Genomic DNA, 18,934 nt, shown 5'->3' on the forward strand with positions numbered 1-18,934 from the left:
ATCAACCGTGTTGCAACTTTAGGGTCATTGTTGCCGAAACGGAAGCAACTTCAAATCGTGGTTGCAGCAGTGTGAGGAGAGCTATGTCTATGTTTTTGCGAGATCAACATCAAGGTCTGCGGTCTGCGGTGCTTGCGGCCGCAGCGGCAGTCTGTGTTCTGGGAACGACCGGCTGCGGGATGGGGAAGATCTCGTCGCCGTCGGCTTTGAGCGGCCAGGAGTTCAACGGGGTGATCATGGGCGGGGGCCAGCCGGTCTCGGGGGCGAACATCCAACTCTACACGCCGAGCACGAGCGGGTATGCGGCGACAGCGGCTACGCTCTTCAACCGGACTGTGACCTCGGATGCGAACGGGCACTTCAACTTTACCGGCGCGTATACGTGTCCTTCGGCGTCGACGCCGGTTTATCTGGTGATTACGGGTGGCAATCCGGGGCTGCCGGCGGGGACGAATAACTCGGCGCTGGCGCTGATGGGGCTGCTGGGCAACTGCGGCGACATGACGGCCTCGAGCTCCTTTGTGATTAATGAGCTGACGACGGTGGCGGCGGTGTGGGCGCTGGCGCCGTTCATGACGGACTACGCGCACATCGGCACCAGCCCGGCGAACGCGCAGGGGCTGGCGAATGCGTTCACGACGGCGCAGGCGCTGGTGGACATCCACACGGGGAAGACTCCGGGGGTGGCGGCGAACATCGCTACAGTTCCATCGGCGGAGATCGGGACGCTGGGGGCGATCCTTGCGTCGTGCGTGAACTCGAACGGCAGCACGGCGGCGTCGGCGGGCTGCGGGCGGCTGTTTACGGCGGCGACTCCTTCGGGAGGAAGCACTCCGACGAACACGATTACGGCGGCGTTGGATATCGCGCGCAATCCGGGACACAACGTCGGGACGCTGTTCAGCGCGTTTTCGCCGACGGGAACCTATCAGCCGCTGCTGACGATTGCACCGCCGGACTGGACGCTTGCGATCAACTACGTCTCGCCGGCGTTCACGCTGCCGAGCGACCTGGCGATCGATTCGCAGGGCAACGCGTGGGTGCTGAGCATGGGGAGCGGCGATGCCAACTCGAGCACGGTGAGCATTCTGAACACGGGCGGTCTGCTGGCGACGTTCCCGCAGCAGGGGGTGACGTACAACCGCATGGCGCTCGATCCGTATGACGAGCCGTGGGTGACGAGCACACTCTACTCGAACGTCTCGGAGCTGAGCAGCTCGGGCACGCGGGTGGGCAATCCGTTTACGGGCGGCGGAGTGCAGGGGCCGGGGCCGATGGCGTTCGACGGCTACGGCAACCTGTGGACGCTGAACAACGGGCCGACGGCGAGCAAGCTGAGCGCGAACGGCGCGGCGCTTTCGCCGGGCGCGGGGTTCAGCCTGGGCGATTCGTCGGCGGCGACGGCCCTGGCGCTGGACACCTCGGGCAACGCGTGGATTGCGGACAGCAACAGCAACACGGTGATCGTGCTCGACAACAACGGGGCGCAGATTCCCGGCTCGCCGTACAGTGGGGCGGGGATTACGGATCCGTTTGCGGTTGCGGTGGACTCGACGGGCGGCGCGTGGGTGGCGAACCGCACGGGCCACAGTTTGAGCCGGTTGACCAGCAACGGCACGGCGGTGTTTGGCAGCCCTTACTTCGGTGCGGGGCTGAGCTCGCCGATCGACCTGGCGGTGGACGGACTGGGCAGCGTGTGGCTGGTGAACTCGGGCACGAGCAGCGTGTCGGAGTTTCTGTCGACTGGCAGGGCGCAGTCGGGCGGCAGCGGCTACGGGAGCGCGGCGATGGCAAACCCGGTGCGCGTGGCGATCGACAAGTCGGGCAACGTCTGGGTCGCGAACCTGGGGACCTCGACGGCCGGGACCGGGATGATCACGGAGATTGTGGGCGCGGCGGCTCCGGTGGTGACGCCGGCTTCGGTGGCAATCCAGAACAATGCTCTGAACCAGCGGCCCTGAGGGTCCCCCCCCCCGTACTTTTTGTGCAAAGTTTTAGAAACAGATACTTTAGCCTGGTACTTCCTCGCAACATGCAAGCCCCGGAGAATCTCCCGGGGCTTTCTTTTTTGCCACTACTTATATTGTAGGGAACTGGAGGTAATTGATCGGCGCATTTTTTGGAATTACTTTTTAGTGTAAGCTGTTTGTTTTGTGCATTTTGTGAGTCGTTGGCTGGAGAGAGGGGGTTGACACGGCACCCCAGGGGCTGAAGCCCCTTTTCAGGATGGCCAGAGAGAGAGCCAAGCCTGAAGGCTTGGCGTACCTAGAGGCGGTTCGAGCTTCCGCTCCGCAGGGACGCACTCATGCCGCGATGAGGCTGCGTCATGAATGGGCGTTTCGGCGACAGTTCGCTCACTTCTTAGCAGCGCACGGATAGGCGTCGCGTAAGGCGGCAAGGACACCAATGGCTTTGTGTTGATCGAGAAATTTGGTGTTGTTGCCCATGTAGGCAACGTAGGTTTTGATCATGGTTCCGATGCTCACTCCAGTAGCGCATATCGAGTGCGACATAAGCGCTGCATCTACGAAACCACCGAAGTATATATCGCAGGTTCCGGCAAAGTAGTGGTCGTCAGTCGTTGCTGCAGCAGCAGGATGCTCGTGGACTCGAATGGCGGTCTGACACGCGTGGTAAAGAGCCGCGCCTTTAGACATATCAAGTTGGCCGAACTGCTGAAACGAGCCAGAGGATACCAAGAGAATCGGAGCAAGCATGGTTTCGACGATATCAAAATCGCGCCCCAACTAAACCAAGCACAGGAAGACGTACCTCAGCGGCTGAAGCCGTGCCCTTAAGCTAGACGGTTCGAGCTTTGCTCGAATGAACCCACTCATGCCGCGATAAGGCCGCGTCATGAATGGGGCACCTGCACCCGGCGAACCGCAGATCCTTCGACTGCGCGCTACGCGCTTCGCTCAGGATGACACTTCATGAGTGGTGGCATTGGCGAAGATCGGTTCGAGCTTCGCTCGAATGAACCCACATCTCAGAATCGAGATGTGGGGCACCCGGCGGTTCGAGGTTCGCTCGAATGGCGGCTCTCAGAGGGGTAGTGGTGCTCCAGGAGAAATGCGGGGGTTCTTCGCCTTCGGCTCAGAATGACGGTTCGGGGAGGAATGCCCGTAACATGGAGAGATGGCGCGAGAACAGAGAGAACGAACTCCGCGGGTGAGTGCGGGGCAGGCGCATGGGCCGGCGGTGGTGATTGCGCGGCGGGCGGCGGAGCGGCTGCGGGCGGGGCATCTCTGGGTGTACCGGTCGGATGCGGAGGAGCTGGTGCCGGGCGAGGGGGAGACGGAGATCGCCGCCGGGGCGCTGGTGACGGTGGTGGATTGGCGGGGGATTCCGCTGGGGTCGGGGCTGTATAGTTCGGCGTCGCAGATTGTAGTGCGGATGGTGGGGAGTGAGGCTCGGCTGGGGCGTGAGGCTTATCTGGCCGAGGTGGCCGAGCGGCTGCGCGCGGCGCTGGCGTTGCGGGAGGAGCTGGCTCCGTGGTCGAAGGAGAATGATTCGTGCCGGCTGGTCTTTGCGGAGGCGGATGGGCTTCCGGGGATTATTGCGGACCGGTACAACGATCTTGTGATCGTGCAGTTGTTGGCGCAGGGGACCGCGCAGGATGATCTGCGCGCGGTACTGGCGGGGGTGATCGGCGCGAGGTTGGGCGATGGGGTGAGGACGATTCTGGAGCGGCCGGATCCGAAGATCCGGGAGCTGGAGGAGCTGGCGGCTCCTTCGGCGGAGCCTTTGTATGTGCGGCGGGGGGAGGCGTCGGCGGTGACGACTGTGTTCACCATCAATGGAGTGCGGTTTCACTTCGACGCGGGGTCGGGGCAGAAGACGGGGGCGTTTCTGGATCAGCGGCTGAACTATGCTGCGGCGGCCAGGCATGCTCGGGGTGTGGCTCTGGATGTTTGCACGTACCAGGGCGGGTTTGCGCTGCATCTGGCGCAGACGTGTGAGCGGGCGACGGGTGTGGATGTGAGCCGGGCGGCGCTAGAGGTGGCGGATCGGAATCTGGAGCTGAATCAGATCGCGAATGGGGGGCTGCGGGCGGACGTGGACTGGATCGAGGCGGACGCGTTTGAGCTGCTGCGCGAGTATGAGGCGACGGGGCAGAGGTTCGACACGATCGTGCTGGACCCGCCGGCGTTTGCGAAGTCGAAGCGCGCGGTGGAGGGGGCGCTGCGCGGGTATAAGGAGATGAATCTGCGGGCGATGAAGATGCTGAATCCGGGCGGCACGCTGGTGACCTGCTCGTGCTCGCACCATGTGGGGCGGGAGGAGTTTACGGGGGTTGTGGGGTCGGCTGCGGCGGATGCTCGGCGAAGGGTGCAGGTGCTGGAGGTAAGGGGCGCGGCTCCGGATCATCCGGAGGTGCTTACGCTGCCGGAGACGAGTTATCTGAAGTGTCTGGTTTGCCGAGTGGGGTAGAAGGACAATGGGCTTGGGCCGGTGCTGGAGGGGCTCGCGAAGAGAAAGCGGTACCTCAGCGGCTGAAGCCGCATTCCTGACAGGAACGTTTACGGCACTCAGGGCAGGCTCTGAAGCCGTGCCCTTAAGCAAGGCGGGTTCGAGCTTCGCTCGAATGAACCCACATCTCAGAGTCGAGATGTGGGGCACCCGGCACCCGGCTTCGGCTGCTTTGGATGTTTGGGGTGGGTGGTGCTCGTCGGAATACAGGGGTTTCTCCACTGCGCAGGACGGTGAAGCTATCCTGCTCGGGTCGGAATGACGTTTCGGTGGGGTGCGTGCGTCCTGCTCCGCTCGGAATGACTTGTTTGTTAACGCACGAGTGAAATTGGCACGTCGTTTGCATGTGGGAAATGAAGGTGCGCTTTGGTGCAACATATCGCATTTCAATGAATTAGCAGATTTTTTACCGTGAGATTTCTCCGAACTCCGGTAGTATCGCTCCCATGTCCCTTTACAACTTTCGTCGTACGCTCTCGGCCTTTGTGTCTGCGGTTGCGGCCCTTGCCCTGTTTTCTGCGCCTGCGGTGGCGCAGACCTCAAATCATGTTGTGATCTCGCAAGTGTATGGCGGCGGCGGCAACTCGGGCGCGACGCTGACGAACGACTTCATTGAGCTGTTCAATCCGACGCCGACACCGTTGAGCGTTGCCGGGTACAGCGTGCAGTATGCGAGCTCGGCGGGGACTTCGTGGCAGGTGACGAATCTTCCCGGCATTACGCTTGCGCCGGGTCAGTTTCTGCTGGTTCAGGAGTCGCAGGGTTCGGCCGGCACGACTCCGCTGCCGACGCCGGATGCGACGGGCACGATTGCGATGAGCGCGACGGCGGGCAAGGTGGCGCTGGTGAGTGCGACGACGGCGCTGAGCGGCGCGTGCCCGACGACGGGCGTGGTGGATTTTGTGGGATTCGGTGCGGCGAACTGCTCGGAGACTGCTCCGACGGCGACGCTGTCGAACACGACGGCGGCGCTGCGCACGAATCTCTGCATCGACAACAACAACAACTCGACGGATTTTTCGACGGGCGCGCCGAATCCGCGCAACACCACGAGCCAGCTTCAGGCGTGCAACCAGATTGGTCCGGGGCCGCTGACAGCGGCAGGTCTGGCGACGCCTGCGACGGTAAACCTGGGCAACTCGACGCTGCTGACGGTGACGGTGACGCCGGGGACGAATCCTTCGAGCACGGGCGTTACGGTGATGGCGGACCTGAGCGCGATCGGCGGGTCTTCGACGCAGCCGCTGGTGGATGACGGAAACAACGGCGACGTGACGGCTGGCGACAACATTTATTCGACCATGGTGACGCCTTCGACGAGTGGCGCGTTCTCGCTGCCGGCGGTGGCGATGGACTCGCAGGCGAGGACGGCGGCGACGACGATCTCGCTGGCGGTGGTGGTGCCTCCTCCAACGGAGACGATCCAGGCGATCCAGGCGACGAAGCCTTCGGCGTTCGTGGGCAAGGTAGTGACCACGAGCGGCATCGTGATCGGGGTGAAGTCGAACGGCTTCTATATCGAGGCGAAGGACGCGACGACGAACCCGGCGACTCCGCAAGGCATTCTGGTGTTCACGAGCTCGACGGCGAAGCCTTCGTTTATCGCCCTGGGCAACGAGGTGCAGGTGACGGGTACGGTGGGCACGTTCCCGGCGACCGGGCTTACTCCGGGGACGGAGCTGGACGGGCCGCTGACGTATACGCTGCTGTCGACGGGCAATGCGCTGCCGGCGCCGGTGACGATTACGACGGCGATGGACTCGCCCTCGGGCGGCATCTTCCAGTTCTCGCGGCTTGAGGGCACGCGTGTGGCGATCGATTCGCTGACGACGACGAGCGGAACGGATGCTTCGCTGAGCGAGGCTGCAGAGATCAACACATCGAATGGGCGCTTCTACGGCGTGGTGACGGGAGTGGCGCGGCCGTTCCGCGAGCCCGGCGTTGCGGTGACGGATACGACGTTCGGGCAGATTCCGGCGGGCGTTACGGTGTGGGACTCGAACCCCGAGCTGCTGCAGATCGACTCGAAGACGTTTAGCGGCACGCCGATCAACCTGACGAGCAACACGACGGTGACGGGGCTTGCGGGCGTGATGGACTTCTCGTTCGGCGGCCCGGAGATCATCCTGGACGCTGCGAACCATCCGACGGTGACGGGCGGGATGACGGTGCAGGCGGCTCCGATGGAGGCGGGCAATGAGTTCACGATCGCCAGCTTCAACATGGAGCGGTTCTACAACGACAAGTCGGACCAGGATAATCCGGGCAGCTCGGCGGTGACGGTGACGACGGCGGCGTATCAGCGCAGGCTGACGAAGGCTTCGCTGGCGATCCGCAATGTGCTGAACATGCCGGACATCATCGGTACGCAGGAGATCGAGAACCTGGCGGTGCTGACGGATCTGGCGAATAAGATCAGCGCGGATGCGGTGGTGGCGGGACAGGCGGATCCGCTGTATGTGCCGTATCTCTTCCTGGCAAACGACGGCACGGCGATCAACACGGGCTTCCTGGTGAAGTCGACGCGCGTGAACACGGTGAAGGTGGAGCAGCTTGGGCTGACGACGACGTTCACGAACTCGGTGGGCAACCAGGCGACTCTGAACGACCGCACGCCGCTGGTGCTGCATGCTGGGATCAAGCGCGGGGGCACGGCTCCGGACTATCCGGTGACGGTGATCTCGGTGCATCAGCGGTCGCTGATCAACGTGGATGATCCGACGAGCACGGGCGCGACGGTGCGGCTGAAGCGCGAGGCGCAGGCCGAGTACCTGGCGAACCTGATCCAGGGTTATCAGGCGGCGGGCGAGCACGTGGTGACGGTGGGCGACTACAACGGCTTCGAGTTCTCGGATGGCTTTGTCGATGTCCTTGGGGTGACGAAGGGCACTCCGGTTCCGGCATCGCAGGTGGTGACGCCTCCGGTGGCGGGGCTTGCGAATCCTCCGCTGGTCGATCTGGTGACGCTGCTTCCGGCGGATCAGCGCCAGAGCTACGTGGAAGTCGGCAACGCGCAGGTTCTGGATCACGTGATCGTGACGCAGGACCTGCTTCCGAGGAACACGCGGCTGGTGTACGCGCACATCGACTCGGACTGGCCGCTGGTGAACCTGAACGATGCGACGAGTCCGACGCGGATCAGCGATCACGATCCCGCGGTGGCGTACTTCACGGTTCCTCCGGTTACAGGAACGGTGCAGCTGGCGCTGTCGTCGGCCTTGACTGGGGTCGCTGGCGGCTATCAGGCGACGGTGACGGTGAAGAACAACGGCACGGGCACGGCGCAGAATGTAACTATTACGGGAGCAATTATCGGCAGCACCAGCGGTTCGCCGCTGCCTGCGGCGTTGGGAGATATTCAACCGGGAGCATCGGCTTCGGTTGTGGTTGTCTTCCCGGCGTCGGCGGGGGCTCTCGGTTCTGCAGCGGTGGAACGGATTACGGGCACCTACACAGGCGGCACGTTCAGCAGCAACATCCGCACAGTGATTCCGAGCGGCAAATAGAAATTTTGTGAAAACGACTATTTACCTGGAAACGAGGAAACAATGAAGAAATCGGCCCTTTCTCTCTTTACTCTTCTGCTGGCAGCGGTGGTTGCGCTGCCGGTGGCGGCCCACGCAGATACCATCAACTTTGCCCTGACCAGCCCGGTGCAGACGGGTTCGGGGGGATCGACGCTGACGTTTGAGGCTACGGTTTCGGTGTTGGCGAGCAATAGCGGAGCGGTGTCGCTGATCAGCGATACCTTCACCATCCCGGGCACCAGCCCGTTCACTGTTCTCAATATCGACGACAGCTCCTTCTTCAACAACTTCCCCCTGGCGCTGAATCCGGGTGAGAGCTTTACGGGCACGCTGTTTACTCTGACGCTGCCCGGGGTTATCGCCCCCGGTGTCTACGGCGGCAACTTCGTTGCGCTAGATCTGTTCGACGAGGCCGGGCTTGAGACGTTCGCCACGCAGGAGTTCATCGTCAGCGTTCCGGGCTCGAGCCCTGTTCCGGAGCCGGGGACGTGGGTGCTGCTGGTCACGGGTGCGGGTGCGTTGGCGGGTGTGGTCTACAGCCGCCGCCGCACGATGGCATCCGGCATAGCCGCTTAGTCACTTCGAAGATGTAATTCGGACGGGGACCCTTCGGGGTCCCCGTTCTGTTTTTGGAGGGAGAATCTTATAACTTGCGGATGACCTCGGCCATGCGGTCGACGACCGACGGCCAGGTGTAGCGGGAGAGGACGAGTTCGCGTCCTCGCTGGCCCATCGCGGCGAGGCGGTCGGGGCTGGAGAGCAGCTGGGTGAGTTTGGTCGCGAGGTCTTCGACGGAGCCCTTCTCGACGAGGTCGCCGTTGACGCCGGGGGTGACGAACTCGCGGAGCGCCCAGGCGTTGGTGACGACGGCGGGGAGCTGGTAGAGCATGGCCTCGAGCGGCTCGATGCCGAAGGGCTCGTAGAGCGAGGGCAGGGCGAAGAGGGTGGCGTCGCGGAAGAGCGACTCGAGGCGGAGGCGCTGCGCCGGGTCGTTCTTCGTGAGATGGCCGTGGGCGAAGGCTCCGGGGGGGAGGTCGCTCAGCTGACTGCTGTTCTGGGCGGGGCCGACGATGTGCAGCTCGGCGGAGGGGATGGACTGGCGGACGATGCGGAAGGCCTGGAGGAGCTGCGGGCCGCCCTTGCGTGTGAACTCGGAGCCGATGAAGAGGATGCGGCTGCCGCGGTAGTCCTTGTTGTGCGCGGGCTCGGGGAGATCGGTGAGGTTGATGCCGCCGCCGATGTTGTGGACGCGCTCAGGGGCGATGCTGTAGTTGCGGATGAAGGAGTGGCGGAGGTACTCGCTGAAGGTGAAGATGGCGGTCATCTTCTGCGCAACGTCGATCTCGCATTCGAGCGCCTGGTCGATGCGGCGGCGCGAGACGCCTTCGGTTCCGAAGCCGCTGGCGACGAGCTCGGCGAGATTGCCGTCGAGGTAGGAGACGCACCTGCGGCCGGGGAAGGCGGTGGGCAGTGAGAACATGTGGTCGATCTGCAGGAGCACGGGACTGGTTGCGGGGACGGCCTTTGCCGCGTTGGTCAGGGCCTTGCGGTAGGCGCGGTCGAAGTAGAAGTGCTTGCGCCAGACGGCGCGGTTGCGGGTGAAGTTTTTCGCGAGCAGAGCGTAGTTTTGGAGCTTGGGCAGGCGGATACCGACGGCCTTGTCGAGCAGGTCCGCGTTCTTCATGGCGTTGAGCAGAAACGCCGATGAGCCTGACCATGTTCCGGGAGAGTAGGGGTCGGAGCCGACGGATCCGCCGACGAAGACAGTGACCTCACGCATGGGGTCAGGCTAGCACGGGGGTCGACAGACAAATCGCGAGGACTCGCCGAAATCGTTGAGCTTCTGTAGGAATGCCTAACGCACTATTGGGTCAAGCCGGGAGCACACTCACTGTCCTTGGTGTCTAACTCAAGATGATGTTTCGAAAGTGGGCTGTACGCTTTGTCCTCTTTGCAGGTGGGGTGGTCCTGTCTCTGGTGCTCCTCACGTTTCTCGCGGTGCAGATACAACAGCGAATGCTGCGTTGGCGCGCTGAGCGGCTGTTGGCGGATATGCACCAGATTCGCCTCTACCAGAGCACATGGGCCGATGCGCAGCGGCTGATGCACCGCTGGGGTGCGTGGGGCCACTACGATGGAAGCTGCACTGCTGAAAGCTGCAAGTACGAGATCGAGATGGACAGCATCGCCCGTTACAACCCCGGGTTCCACGCCATGCCTGGCTTGATTGGCTTCTCATGCACGACCGATTCAATCTCTATCAGTGGTTCGGCGGACGCGACTCAGCGGTTAGAGCCTCCTTCACGGTTCACGACGGGACCATCTGGAGGGAAAGCGCTTCGATCGGCATCAGTGTCCCTAGCAGAAGGATGCGAAGGGAAAACGATTTCGACAGGAGTCTCTCTGTTGGTGCTGGAAGTTACCAGAGACTTCATCGGACACTAGAGAATTGGAGGGTTTTTATGGGCTCCGAGGAGGAACTCGCCCAACACCCGTACTACAAAGTGGGGAGGCCTGGGGGCTGCAAGCCCAACTGCCAGATAGGGTCTGTCTACTATTCCACTCATATATTCCACTCATACTCCACCGGCCGAGATCGAGCGTCTGACCTCGTATGACTTTTCCTGCTTTACCCGGTTCAACCCATGTGCAGAGCTTGAAGATCTACTGCCTGCGGCCAAAGAGTGGCATCTCTACAAAGAAGACGAACTGAAGCAAAGCCCTTTGCCGGAAAAACCCTGCGACATTCCTGCGTGGGCGCAGGCGCGGGACACTCGCTATGTTCTGGCCGTCGAGGTACTTTCGACAAAGATCGTGAAGGTTCACGAGGACTATGGCGAGTTCCATCGCGAGGTGGCAAAGGTACGGGTTGTCAGTTCACTCAAGGAGTCCGCTCCCTGGCTGCCTGGCGCGATCGTAAGTACCCTTAATTACTATGCTTCGTCGTCCAGCGAAGACGAACACCTGGTTCCCGGAAGACGATACATCGTGTTTGCCATCGGAAATGACTCAAGGGATCAATACGTAACCAAGGACTCGCCAGTCAGGTTTGAACGATGCGGTGTGCAGGAAGACACTCCCGAGATACGGCGCGAGCTTGAGAAGGGTTTTGCGCAGAACGACACGCGGCGTCCTTAGAGCAATCCCTTTGCCATCAACTTCAAGAGTTCGAACGGCCATGTGGTGGTGCGAGTGAAGGAGGTCGGCGAGAGATTTTCGTGTCTTCCTGACGACGAACGCGGATGAGTCAGGAAGGGTAGTGGGGAGCTTTGGACCTTACGTGAGCTCGGGCTCAGGGAGCTACTGAGGCTCAGGGGCGCTGGCCGTGGTTGGTGGGGTTGATGGGCGTGGCGGCGGGGGTGGCGGCTCCGACGAACTCGGTGACGGAGTTGTAGGTGAAGTTGGCGACCCAGACGTTGCCGGAGGCGTCAATGGCGATTCCGCGAGGGCCGCTGACGTTATCGGCGCGGTAGCCGGTGGAGGGGGAGAGCGGGGTTCGTCGCTCGCGAAGGCGGAGAGAGAGTTGCCGTCGCGATTGGCGACCCAGACGCGGTTGGCGCCGTCGATGGCGATCCCGGCGGGGCCGCTGAGGCCGCCTCCGGTGAAGCCGGTGGAGGGGGAGAGGAGCGCGCCGTTGGGGTCGAGCTTGCCGAGGACGCTGGAGCGGCTGCTGGCGAACCAGATGTTGTTCCCGGAGTCGATGGCGACGGGGGTGAGGTCGTTGCCGGCGGCGGTGGTAAGAGGCTGAGAGAGCTGCGTGGTCGCCGCGGGCAGTGTGAGTCGGTAGAGGGCGCGGCTGTGGCCGAGGGTCCAGGCGCGGTTGGAGGAGTCGAGCGCGAGGCCGGAGGTGTAGGCGTCGGTGGCGAAGGCGGCGGCCTTCGAGCCGTTGGAGGCGAGGACGGTAGTGCGGCTGGCGCTGGAGATCCAGAGGTTGCCGTTGGAGTCGAAGGCTGGGAAGAAGCAGGTGGCGGCGCAGGGGTAGGGCGTGGAGGTGATGGGGGTTCCGTCGTTGCGGAAGACGGAGACGGTGGAGGCTCCGCTGGGGGCGAAGTTGACGACCCAAGGATCGTCGCTGGCGTCGATTGCGACGGCGAAGGGCTGGTTGGGGCCACCGTAGGCTTCGGTGACCCTGCCGGTGGGGGAAAATCTGGTGAGGTTGTTGCTGGCGTAGCCGGGGACCTAGAGGTTGCCCTGCGAGTCGAAGGCGGGATAGTAGGGGCCGGGCATGTTGTCGGAGAAGAAGGTGATGGCGAGGGTCCAGTCGTTGGGGACGGAGGAGAGGGTGGGCTGGTAGGGCGGGGCGGCGGCGGTGAGGCCGAAGAGCTGGATGACGTTCTGTACGGGGTGCTGCGCGATTGCGAGGAGCGCGGCGACGGTGTTGGCTGGGGGCGGCGCGGTGGGGGAGGTTCGGGTGTTGGAGAAGAGGGTTTGGCAGGCGAAGCCGAGACTGCTCGAGTTGACGCAGGGAGCGAGCAGGTTGGCGAGGGCGTTGAGCTTGGCCTGCGCGGAGAAGCCGTTGCCGTCCTCGTTGCCGGGGAGCGCGGTTCCGGTGGTGAGATCGACGAGGTTGGTGACGGTCGAGAAGGCGTTGGCGAGGCCCTGCCGGGCGTTGGCGGAGGGGCCGGAGCTGACGTGCGTGGGGTCGGTCATGAAGCCGGCGAGGGAGTAGGCGGCGGCGACGGTGGTGACTTCATTGATGATGAAGCTGGAGAGGTGGCCGGCGAAGGTTCCGTCGGAGGGGCAGGCTCCGAGGACGGCGAGCATCCCGATGGCGGCGTTGGTGGCGGCAGGGATGCCGGGGTTGCCGCCGGAGGCGTAGATATAGACCTGCTGGCCGGGGGTGCACTGGTAGTGTCCGGTGAGGTTGAAGGTTCCGGAGCTGGAGGTGGTGACGTAGGTTCCGTTGGCGTCGATTTGGACTCCGGGGGGCGGAGGCGCGGAGGAGGGGGATGCTGGGGTCTCCCCAGGCGGTGGTGTTGGCGGCGAAGAGTTAGACGTGGGAGCCGGCGATGGGCTGGCGTCCGCCGTAGGTCGATCCGTCGGAGGCGGCGGTGGTGAGGGTTCCGGTGGTGGTGTTGGGGGCGGGAGTGGTGACCGGGGTTGTGGAGGTGGGGGTGGAGGTTCGGGTGGGCTGGACGGGGTCCGCACATCCGAGGGCGGCGGCTCGGGCGGGGTCTCGCTATCTCCTGTTCTGGCTTGATTTACGTGCCGGAGAGATGAGCCTACCGCGGCGGGGCGGGGTGGCGGAATCCCTCAAACGGGTTAGCCTTCCCCTCCCCTGTAAATTGCGCAAAGTCTTCGATCCAGAAACCTTAGGTGGGTACTTCTGGCGCAAAGTATTGATTTGGTGGGAGAGCGTCCTGCAAGGTCTTGATTCTTCAGGATGTTCGTTGTTCTTCCAGATGATTTTTTAAGGATAGCAGGCGGGAGGGAATTAATCGGCAACCTGGTGGGTGGATGTATTTATTTGATGGGGAACGATTTATGGGGAGTTTCGAGATTTTGGGGGCTTGGCAAAGCGAAGGCATACCCAAGGGCTGAAGAGAGGGTGCTGAAATAGTGCCTCGCGAGCGAAAAGCGTGACCTCAGCGGCTAAAGCAGCACTCATAATAGGGCAGTTACGGCGCGGCTGAAGCCGTGCCCCTAAGCAAAACAGGGTTTTCCAGCGCCTTCTGAAGCCCCTGATGTTGGAGCTTGGAGAGAGCCAGGCCTGAAGGCCTGGCGTACCCAGGCGGTTCGCGCCCTCGCGCGAATGAACCCACATCTCAGAATCGAGATGTGGGGCACCCGGCTGCGTCATGAATGGGGCACCCGGCACCCGGCAGAGATTGGCGCCTCGGAGGAACTACTGCGATTCTTCGCTGTGCTCAGAATGACGGGCGTGATGCAGAAACCTTAGTTAGTTATTGTCAGATTATCTGCAACCTTTTATAACCTTCCTGCGTCTTATGAGTAGCTCGGTTGGATAGACCGGCGACAAATACCTGATTCTTGGAGGAAGTTGATATGGCTATCACTCGATTTACTCCGTTCCGCAGCCCGTTGAGCGACATGGCGCTGCTGCAGAACCGGTTGAACACGATCTTTCAGGACTTCTCCTGGCCGTCGGGCCAGCGCGATGAGTCGCTTTCGGCTGGGAACTTCATTCCTGCGGTGGATGTGTACGAGGACCCGCACAAGGTCGTAATGAAGGTCGAGGTTCCGGGGATCAAGCAGGAGGATCTGGACGTCCGGGTGGAGAACAACACCCTGACGGTGAAAGGCGAGCGCAAGTTTGAGAGCGAGGAGAAGGAGGAGAACTTCCATCGGATCGAGCGCCGCTACGGCAGCTTTGTGCGCAGCTTTACGTTACCGCAGACGGTGGACCCGGAGTCGATCTCGGCGAACTATGACTCGGGCGTTCTGACGATCACGCTGAACAAGAAGGCCGAGGCGAAGCCGAAGCAGGTGAAGATCGGCATCGGTACGGGTGCGAAGGCGGAGGGCCAGAGGCCGAAGCAGATCGAGGCGGCGTAATGGGTTTTTTGCACCGCTGTTGTGCGGGGCGGGGGATGAACCAGTCTCCCGCTCTTTCTGTTTTGGCGGGTTTGAGAGACATACCCCAGGGGCTGAAGCCCCTCTTTGTTGGGGGCTGGAGAGGGCCAAGCCTGAAGAGGGTGCTGAAAAAGTGGCTCGCGGGGGAAAACGCGACCTCAGCGGCTAAGCCGCATTCAGACAGGGCAATTACGGCACGGCTGAAGCCGTGCCCTTAAGCAGGACGGGTTTTTCAGCACACTCTGAAGGCTTGGCGTACCTAGAAGCGGTTCGAGTTTTGCTCGAATGTTCCACTCATGACGCGTACCTAGATGCGGTTCGAGGTTCGTTCGAATGTCCCGTTCATGCCGCGATGAGATCGCGGAATGAACGGGCACCTGGCGATGAAGCAGCATGAATGGGTACCCGCAGCGAGCGGCGACCCTCAGAGGGGCAGGGCGAGACTGACGTACGAAATACAGGGGCCTCTCCACTACGCGCTGCGCGCTCCGATCGAGATGACGTTTGGTGGAAGGTGGTTGTGTGAGATGAGGTTTGGTGGCAGTACAGGCGGTGTGAAATGCGGGGGTTCTTCGCCTTCGGCTCAGAATGACGACGCCAGGTGTATGACGACGCCAGGGTGTATGACGACGCCAGGGTGTATGACGACCCCAGGGTTGTATGACGGCGCCGGGGTTGTATGACGACGGGGTTGTATGACGACGCCGGGGTCGAGGATTAGGATTTGGAGACGGGTCTCCATGTGTGTTTTGTGAGGGGGAGTTGAATGGCGATCAAGTGGGAGAAGTTGACGGTGAAGTCTCAGGAGGCGGTGCAGGGTGCGGTTTCGTATGCCTCCGAGAATGGGAATCCGGAGGTGTTGCCGCTGCATTTGATGGCGGCGCTGCTGGAGGACCGCGAGGGTTTGGTGATTCCGGTGCTCGAGAAGATTGGGGTGCCGGTGCAGCAGCTTTTGAGTGGGGTGAATGCTGCGATTCAGAAGCTGCCGAAGGTGCAGGGCGGTGCGCAGCCTGGGCTTGCAAATGCGACGCAAAAAGTGCTGGAGCAGGCGTTCAAAGAGGCGGACAACTTCAAGGATGAGTACGTCTCGACCGAGCATCTGCTGCTGGCGTTGGCGAAGGCGAAGGGCGATGCGGTGGCGAGTGCGCTGACGTCGTTTGGCGCGACGCATGAGTCGATTCTGAAGGCGCTGGCGGAGGTTCGCGGGGCGCAGAGAGTGACGGATCAGAATCCTGAGGGCAAGTTTCAGGCGCTCGAGAAGTATGCGAAGGACCTGACGGAGCTGGCTCGGAAGGGCAAGCTGGACCCGGTGATCGGGCGTGATGATGAGATTCGTCGCGTGATTCAGGTTCTTTCGCGAAGGACGAAGAATAATCCGGTGCTGATTGGCGAGCCGGGCGTGGGTAAGACGGCGATTGTGGAGGGTCTGGCGCGGAGGATTGTGCAGGGCGATGTTCCGGAGATCCTGAAGGACAAGCGCGTGGTGGCGCTGGACCTGGCTTCGATGGTTGCCGGGGCAAAGTTTCGCGGCGAGTTTGAGGAGAGGCTGAAGGCGCTGCTGAAGGAGATCGAGAGCTCGAACGGCGAGATTATTTTGTTCATCGATGAGTTACATACGCTGGTTGGAGCTGGGGCAGCGGAAGGCGCGATGGACGCGAGCAACATGCTGAAGCCGGCGCTGGCTCGCGGCGAGCTGCGGGCGATTGGAGCGACGACGCTGAATGAGTATCGCAAGTACATCGAGAAGGACGCGGCGCTGGAGCGGCGTTTTCAGGTGGTGTATGTGGGCGAGCCGAACGTGGAGGATACGATTGCGATTCTGCGCGGGCTGAAGGAGAAGTACGAGGCGCACCACAAGGTGCGGATCAAGGACTCGGCGATTGTGGCGGCGGCTACGTTGTCGCACCGGTATATCTCGGATCGGTTTTTGCCGGACAAGGCGATCGATCTGGTGGATGAGGCGGCGGCGGCGCTGGCGATTCAGATTGGGTCGGTGCCGGTGGAGATTGACGATCTGGAGCGGCGGGCTACATCGCTCGAGATTGAGCGCGCCGCATTGCAGCGGGAGAAGGATCCGAACTCCAAGGAGCGGCTGGAGGCTGTGGAGCGGGAGCTTGCGGAGATCAAGGAGCAGGCGGCGGGGCTGCGTGCTCGGTGGCAGAAGGAGCGCGGCGCGATCGGGCGCATTGCGGAGCTGAAGGAGCAGCTGGATCGGCTGCGCTTCGAGATGCAGGAGGAGACGCGGAAGGGCAATCTGCAGCGGGCGGCGGAGCTGCAGTATGGCGAGATTCCGAAGCTGGAGGCGGAGCTGAAGGAGTTGACGGCGCTGCAGGATGCTGCGGTGGCGGAGGATGCCGCTGAGGCAGAAACCCATGTCTCAGAATCGACCCATTCGACTGCGCTCAGGGCAGGTCATGGGGCACCCAAATCTCGGCGGATGCTGAAGGAGGAGGTCGACGAGGAGGACATTGCGACGATCGTCTCGAAGTGGACGGGGATTCCGGTGTCGAAGATGCTGGAGGGCGAGACGAAGAAGCTGGTCGAGATGGAGGATCGTCTGCGGGAGCGCGTGGTTGGGCAGGACGAGGCGCTTGCTGCTGTGGCGAATGCGATTCGCAGATCGCGTGCTGGTCTGAGTGATCCGAAGCGGCCGATTGGGTCGTTCATCTTCCTGGGGCCTACGGGCGTTGGTAAGACGGAGACGGCTCGGGCGCTGGCGGAGTTTTTGTTTGATGATGAGCAGGCGATGGTGCGGATCGATATGAGCGAGTACATGGAGAAGCATGCTGTGTCTCGGCTGATCGGCGCGCCTCCGGGGTATGTGGGGTATGACGAGGGCGGGCAGCTGACGGAGGCGGTGCGGCGGCGGCCTTACTCGGTGATTTTGTTTGACGAGATCGAGAAGGCGCATCCGGATGTGTTCAACGTGCTGCTGCAGATGATGGATGATGGAAGGCTGACGGACTCGAAGGGTCGCACGGTGGACTTCAAGAACACGGTGCTGATCATGACGTCGAACACGGGCGCGGACAAGCTGACGAGCGCGTGGGCGCAGGGCGAGGATGGATTCGAAGAGGCGAGGGAGCGGGTGATCGATGCTCTGAAGCAGACGTTTCGTCCGGAGTTTCTGAACCGCGTGGACGACATTGTGGTGTTCCATCCGCTGAATGATGAGCAGCTGACGCATATTGTGGATCTGCGGCTAAAGGATCTGGACAAGCTGCTGGCGGATCGTCGCATAACTCTGGAGCTGACGGGTGCGGCGCGGAAGACGATCTTCAAGGCTGGGTACGATCGCGCGTATGGCGCGAGGCCGCTGAAGAGGGCGATCCAGCGACTGGTGCAGGATAAGCTGGCGGTGAAGATCCTGAACGGCGAGGTGCTGCACGGCGACCATGTGGTGGTGGAGGCGGGAAAGGATGGCGCGCTCGCGTTCAACGTGGCGGAGAGAGTTGCGGTGTAGTTGAAATGCAGATGGTTAGAGGGCCGGTTCGCCGGCCCTTTTTCTTTTGGATGCTCGGGGATGCTCTGGGCGCGTTTGTTAGTATCGGGCCGTGAACTGGGGGATGGCGGCGGCGATCGGCGTGGGGATGGCGACGATTGCGGCGTCGCTGCTTTATGTGAAGGCGTCGAGCGAGTTCAAGAAGCACTACTATGCGGCGGAGATCTCAGCCCACATGCTGATACAGCCGTATCGGCAGATGCTGCTGGAGTATGCGAAGTATCCGAATGCGGTGCAGAGGGTGGTGGCGGGCGTGCTGGTTGTGGCGGCGGTGCTGGTGATGTGGGGTTGCATCCGGGCGGTGCGGCTGGGCCAGGTGAAGGTGCCAGCGGCGGAGGGTGCGCTGCTGCTGCTGACGATGATGCCGACGTTTGCGTTTGTGCTGGGGCGGCTGGTGACGCATGCGCTGGAGGTGAGGCACTCGGTCGGAGCCATCGTCGGGATGGCGACGCTGATTGCAATGGCGCTGAGCGTTCCGGTGCGGAAGACGGGCGTGTTCTACAGCGTGCTGGCTGCGCTGCTGGTGGGGATTGTGGTGGTGAATGCGGGGCGGGTGAGGGAGTCGGCCGCGGATGGACGCGCGCAGCTGGAGGCGCTGAAACTGAGCGAGCAGGTGAAGGCCGCGGTGGCCGATCGCAGAATTTATTTTCAGGATGTCGGGCAGTGGGAGTTTGCCAGTGAGTATGAAACCGGATGCGGAGCTGAGGTCGCGGCTGGTGCTAGTGTACTCGCTGGAGGAGGAGATGAGGCGCCGCGATCACGATACGCACTACCTGACGGCGATTCACACGAAGCGCTTTTCGAATCAGCCAATTGTGTCGTACGACGAGCTGCGGAAGACGCCGGGGGAGCACGTGTTTGCGACGTTCCACTCGGGGTGGAGCTGGACGGATGAGGC

At 62.3% G+C, this 18,934-nt stretch carries 14 protein-coding genes and 1 pseudogene; 12 read left to right on the forward strand and 3 right to left on the reverse strand.

Annotated elements, in window-relative coordinates; all coding sequences use genetic code 11:
* The first annotated feature begins 89 nt into the window (after window positions 1-89).
* Window positions 90-1,961 (forward strand): NHL repeat-containing protein, encoded by a 1,872-nt coding sequence (locus Q363_RS02170; protein ID WP_035347440.1) that lies wholly within the window; start codon window positions 90-92, stop codon window positions 1,959-1,961.
* 393 nt (window positions 1,962-2,354) lie between these two features.
* On the opposite strand, the gene Q363_RS02175 is transcribed toward Q363_RS02170, so the two are convergent.
* Window positions 2,355-2,747, reverse strand: a complete 393-nt coding sequence (locus tag Q363_RS02175; protein WP_035347442.1) for a Rap1a/Tai family immunity protein — start codon at window positions 2,745-2,747, stop codon at window positions 2,355-2,357.
* Window positions 2,748-3,138: 391 nt separating this feature from the next.
* Here Q363_RS02175 and Q363_RS02180 point away from each other — a divergent pair, with 391 nt between their 5' ends.
* The 3 genes from Q363_RS02180 (at window position 3,139) to Q363_RS02190 (ending at window position 8,576) form a co-directional block, all read left to right on the forward strand.
* Complete coding sequence (locus Q363_RS02180) at window positions 3,139-4,434, forward strand: class I SAM-dependent rRNA methyltransferase (protein WP_051978245.1); 1,296 nt, start codon at window positions 3,139-3,141, stop codon at window positions 4,432-4,434.
* 485 nt (window positions 4,435-4,919) lie between these two features.
* The gene (locus tag Q363_RS02185) at window positions 4,920-7,979 is read left to right on the forward strand and encodes a lamin tail domain-containing protein (RefSeq protein WP_051978246.1); all 3,060 of its coding nucleotides are present in this window, start codon (window positions 4,920-4,922) and stop codon (window positions 7,977-7,979) included.
* A gap of 42 nt (window positions 7,980-8,021) precedes the next feature.
* A complete protein-coding gene (locus tag Q363_RS02190; RefSeq protein ID WP_035347444.1) occupies window positions 8,022-8,576 on the forward strand; it encodes a PEP-CTERM sorting domain-containing protein in 555 nt (184 codons plus the stop codon).
* A 67-nt stretch (window positions 8,577-8,643) separates the two neighbouring features.
* On the opposite strand, the gene Q363_RS35595 is transcribed toward Q363_RS02190, so the two are convergent.
* Window positions 8,644-9,780 carry a glycosyltransferase family 4 protein gene (locus Q363_RS35595; protein ID WP_051978247.1) on the reverse strand — a complete coding sequence of 379 codons (1,137 nt, stop codon included), beginning with the start codon at window positions 9,778-9,780 and terminating at the stop codon, window positions 8,644-8,646.
* 182 nt (window positions 9,781-9,962) lie between these two features.
* On the opposite strand from Q363_RS35595, the gene Q363_RS02200 reads away from it, so the two are divergent.
* From Q363_RS02200 to Q363_RS45300, 4 genes are all read left to right on the forward strand, one after another.
* Window positions 9,963-10,445 carry a hypothetical protein gene (locus Q363_RS02200; protein ID WP_157466474.1) on the forward strand — a complete coding sequence of 161 codons (483 nt, stop codon included), beginning with the start codon at window positions 9,963-9,965 and terminating at the stop codon, window positions 10,443-10,445.
* A gap of 279 nt (window positions 10,446-10,724) precedes the next feature.
* Window positions 10,725-11,138 carry a hypothetical protein gene (locus Q363_RS02205; protein ID WP_035347448.1) on the forward strand — a complete coding sequence of 138 codons (414 nt, stop codon included), beginning with the start codon at window positions 10,725-10,727 and terminating at the stop codon, window positions 11,136-11,138.
* 721 nt (window positions 11,139-11,859) lie between these two features.
* Window positions 11,860-11,982, forward strand: a complete 123-nt coding sequence (locus Q363_RS45295; protein ID WP_281175959.1) for a hypothetical protein — start codon at window positions 11,860-11,862, stop codon at window positions 11,980-11,982.
* A gap of 3 nt (window positions 11,983-11,985) precedes the next feature.
* A complete protein-coding gene (locus Q363_RS45300) occupies window positions 11,986-12,117 on the forward strand; it encodes a hypothetical protein (protein WP_281175960.1) in 132 nt (43 codons plus the stop codon).
* A gap of 62 nt (window positions 12,118-12,179) precedes the next feature.
* Here Q363_RS45300 and Q363_RS41950 read toward each other — a convergent pair whose 3' ends face one another.
* Entirely contained in the window at window positions 12,180-13,148 is a 969-nt protein-coding gene (locus Q363_RS41950) for a hypothetical protein (protein WP_169746899.1), read from the reverse strand.
* 858 nt (window positions 13,149-14,006) lie between these two features.
* On the opposite strand from Q363_RS41950, the gene Q363_RS02225 reads away from it, so the two are divergent.
* The 4 genes and pseudogenes from Q363_RS02225 (at window position 14,007) to Q363_RS02240 (ending at window position 18,931) form a co-directional block, all read left to right on the forward strand.
* On the forward strand, window positions 14,007-14,516 hold the full coding sequence (locus Q363_RS02225; RefSeq protein ID WP_035347457.1) for an Hsp20/alpha crystallin family protein: 510 nt from the start codon (window positions 14,007-14,009) through the stop codon (window positions 14,514-14,516).
* Window positions 14,517-15,132: 616 nt separating this feature from the next.
* A pseudogene (locus Q363_RS46040) lies at window positions 15,133-15,198 on the forward strand (hypothetical protein); the annotation flags it as partial.
* A 102-nt stretch (window positions 15,199-15,300) separates the two neighbouring features.
* On the forward strand, window positions 15,301-17,997 hold the full coding sequence (gene clpB, locus Q363_RS02235) for an ATP-dependent chaperone ClpB (protein WP_035347460.1): 2,697 nt from the start codon (window positions 15,301-15,303) through the stop codon (window positions 17,995-17,997).
* A 91-nt stretch (window positions 17,998-18,088) separates the two neighbouring features.
* A complete protein-coding gene (locus Q363_RS02240; protein ID WP_157466476.1) occupies window positions 18,089-18,931 on the forward strand; it encodes a hypothetical protein in 843 nt (280 codons plus the stop codon).
* The last annotated feature ends 3 nt before the right edge of the window (window positions 18,932-18,934 follow it).

The organism is Edaphobacter aggregans DSM 19364, from assembly GCF_000745965.1.
Lineage (GTDB): Bacteria > Acidobacteriota > Terriglobia > Terriglobales > Acidobacteriaceae > Edaphobacter > Edaphobacter aggregans.

What these genes read in the sequence shown, in the direction of transcription:
- Q363_RS02170 (WP_035347440.1), top strand. Translation starts at nt 90, where the DNA reads ATGTTTTTGCGAGATCAACATCAAGGTCTGCGGTCTGCGGTGCTTGCG.
- Q363_RS02180 (WP_051978245.1), top strand. Translation starts at nt 3,139, where the DNA reads ATGGCGCGAGAACAGAGAGAACGAACTCCGCGGGTGAGTGCGGGGCAG.
- Q363_RS02185 (WP_051978246.1), top strand. Translation starts at nt 4,920, where the DNA reads ATGTCCCTTTACAACTTTCGTCGTACGCTCTCGGCCTTTGTGTCTGCG.
- Q363_RS02190 (WP_035347444.1), top strand. Translation starts at nt 8,022, where the DNA reads ATGAAGAAATCGGCCCTTTCTCTCTTTACTCTTCTGCTGGCAGCGGTG.
- Q363_RS35595 (WP_051978247.1), bottom strand. Translation starts at nt 9,780, where the DNA reads ATGCGTGAGGTCACTGTCTTCGTCGGCGGATCCGTCGGCTCCGACCCC.
- Q363_RS02225 (WP_035347457.1), top strand. Translation starts at nt 14,007, where the DNA reads ATGGCTATCACTCGATTTACTCCGTTCCGCAGCCCGTTGAGCGACATG.
- clpB (WP_035347460.1), top strand. Translation starts at nt 15,301, where the DNA reads ATGGCGATCAAGTGGGAGAAGTTGACGGTGAAGTCTCAGGAGGCGGTG.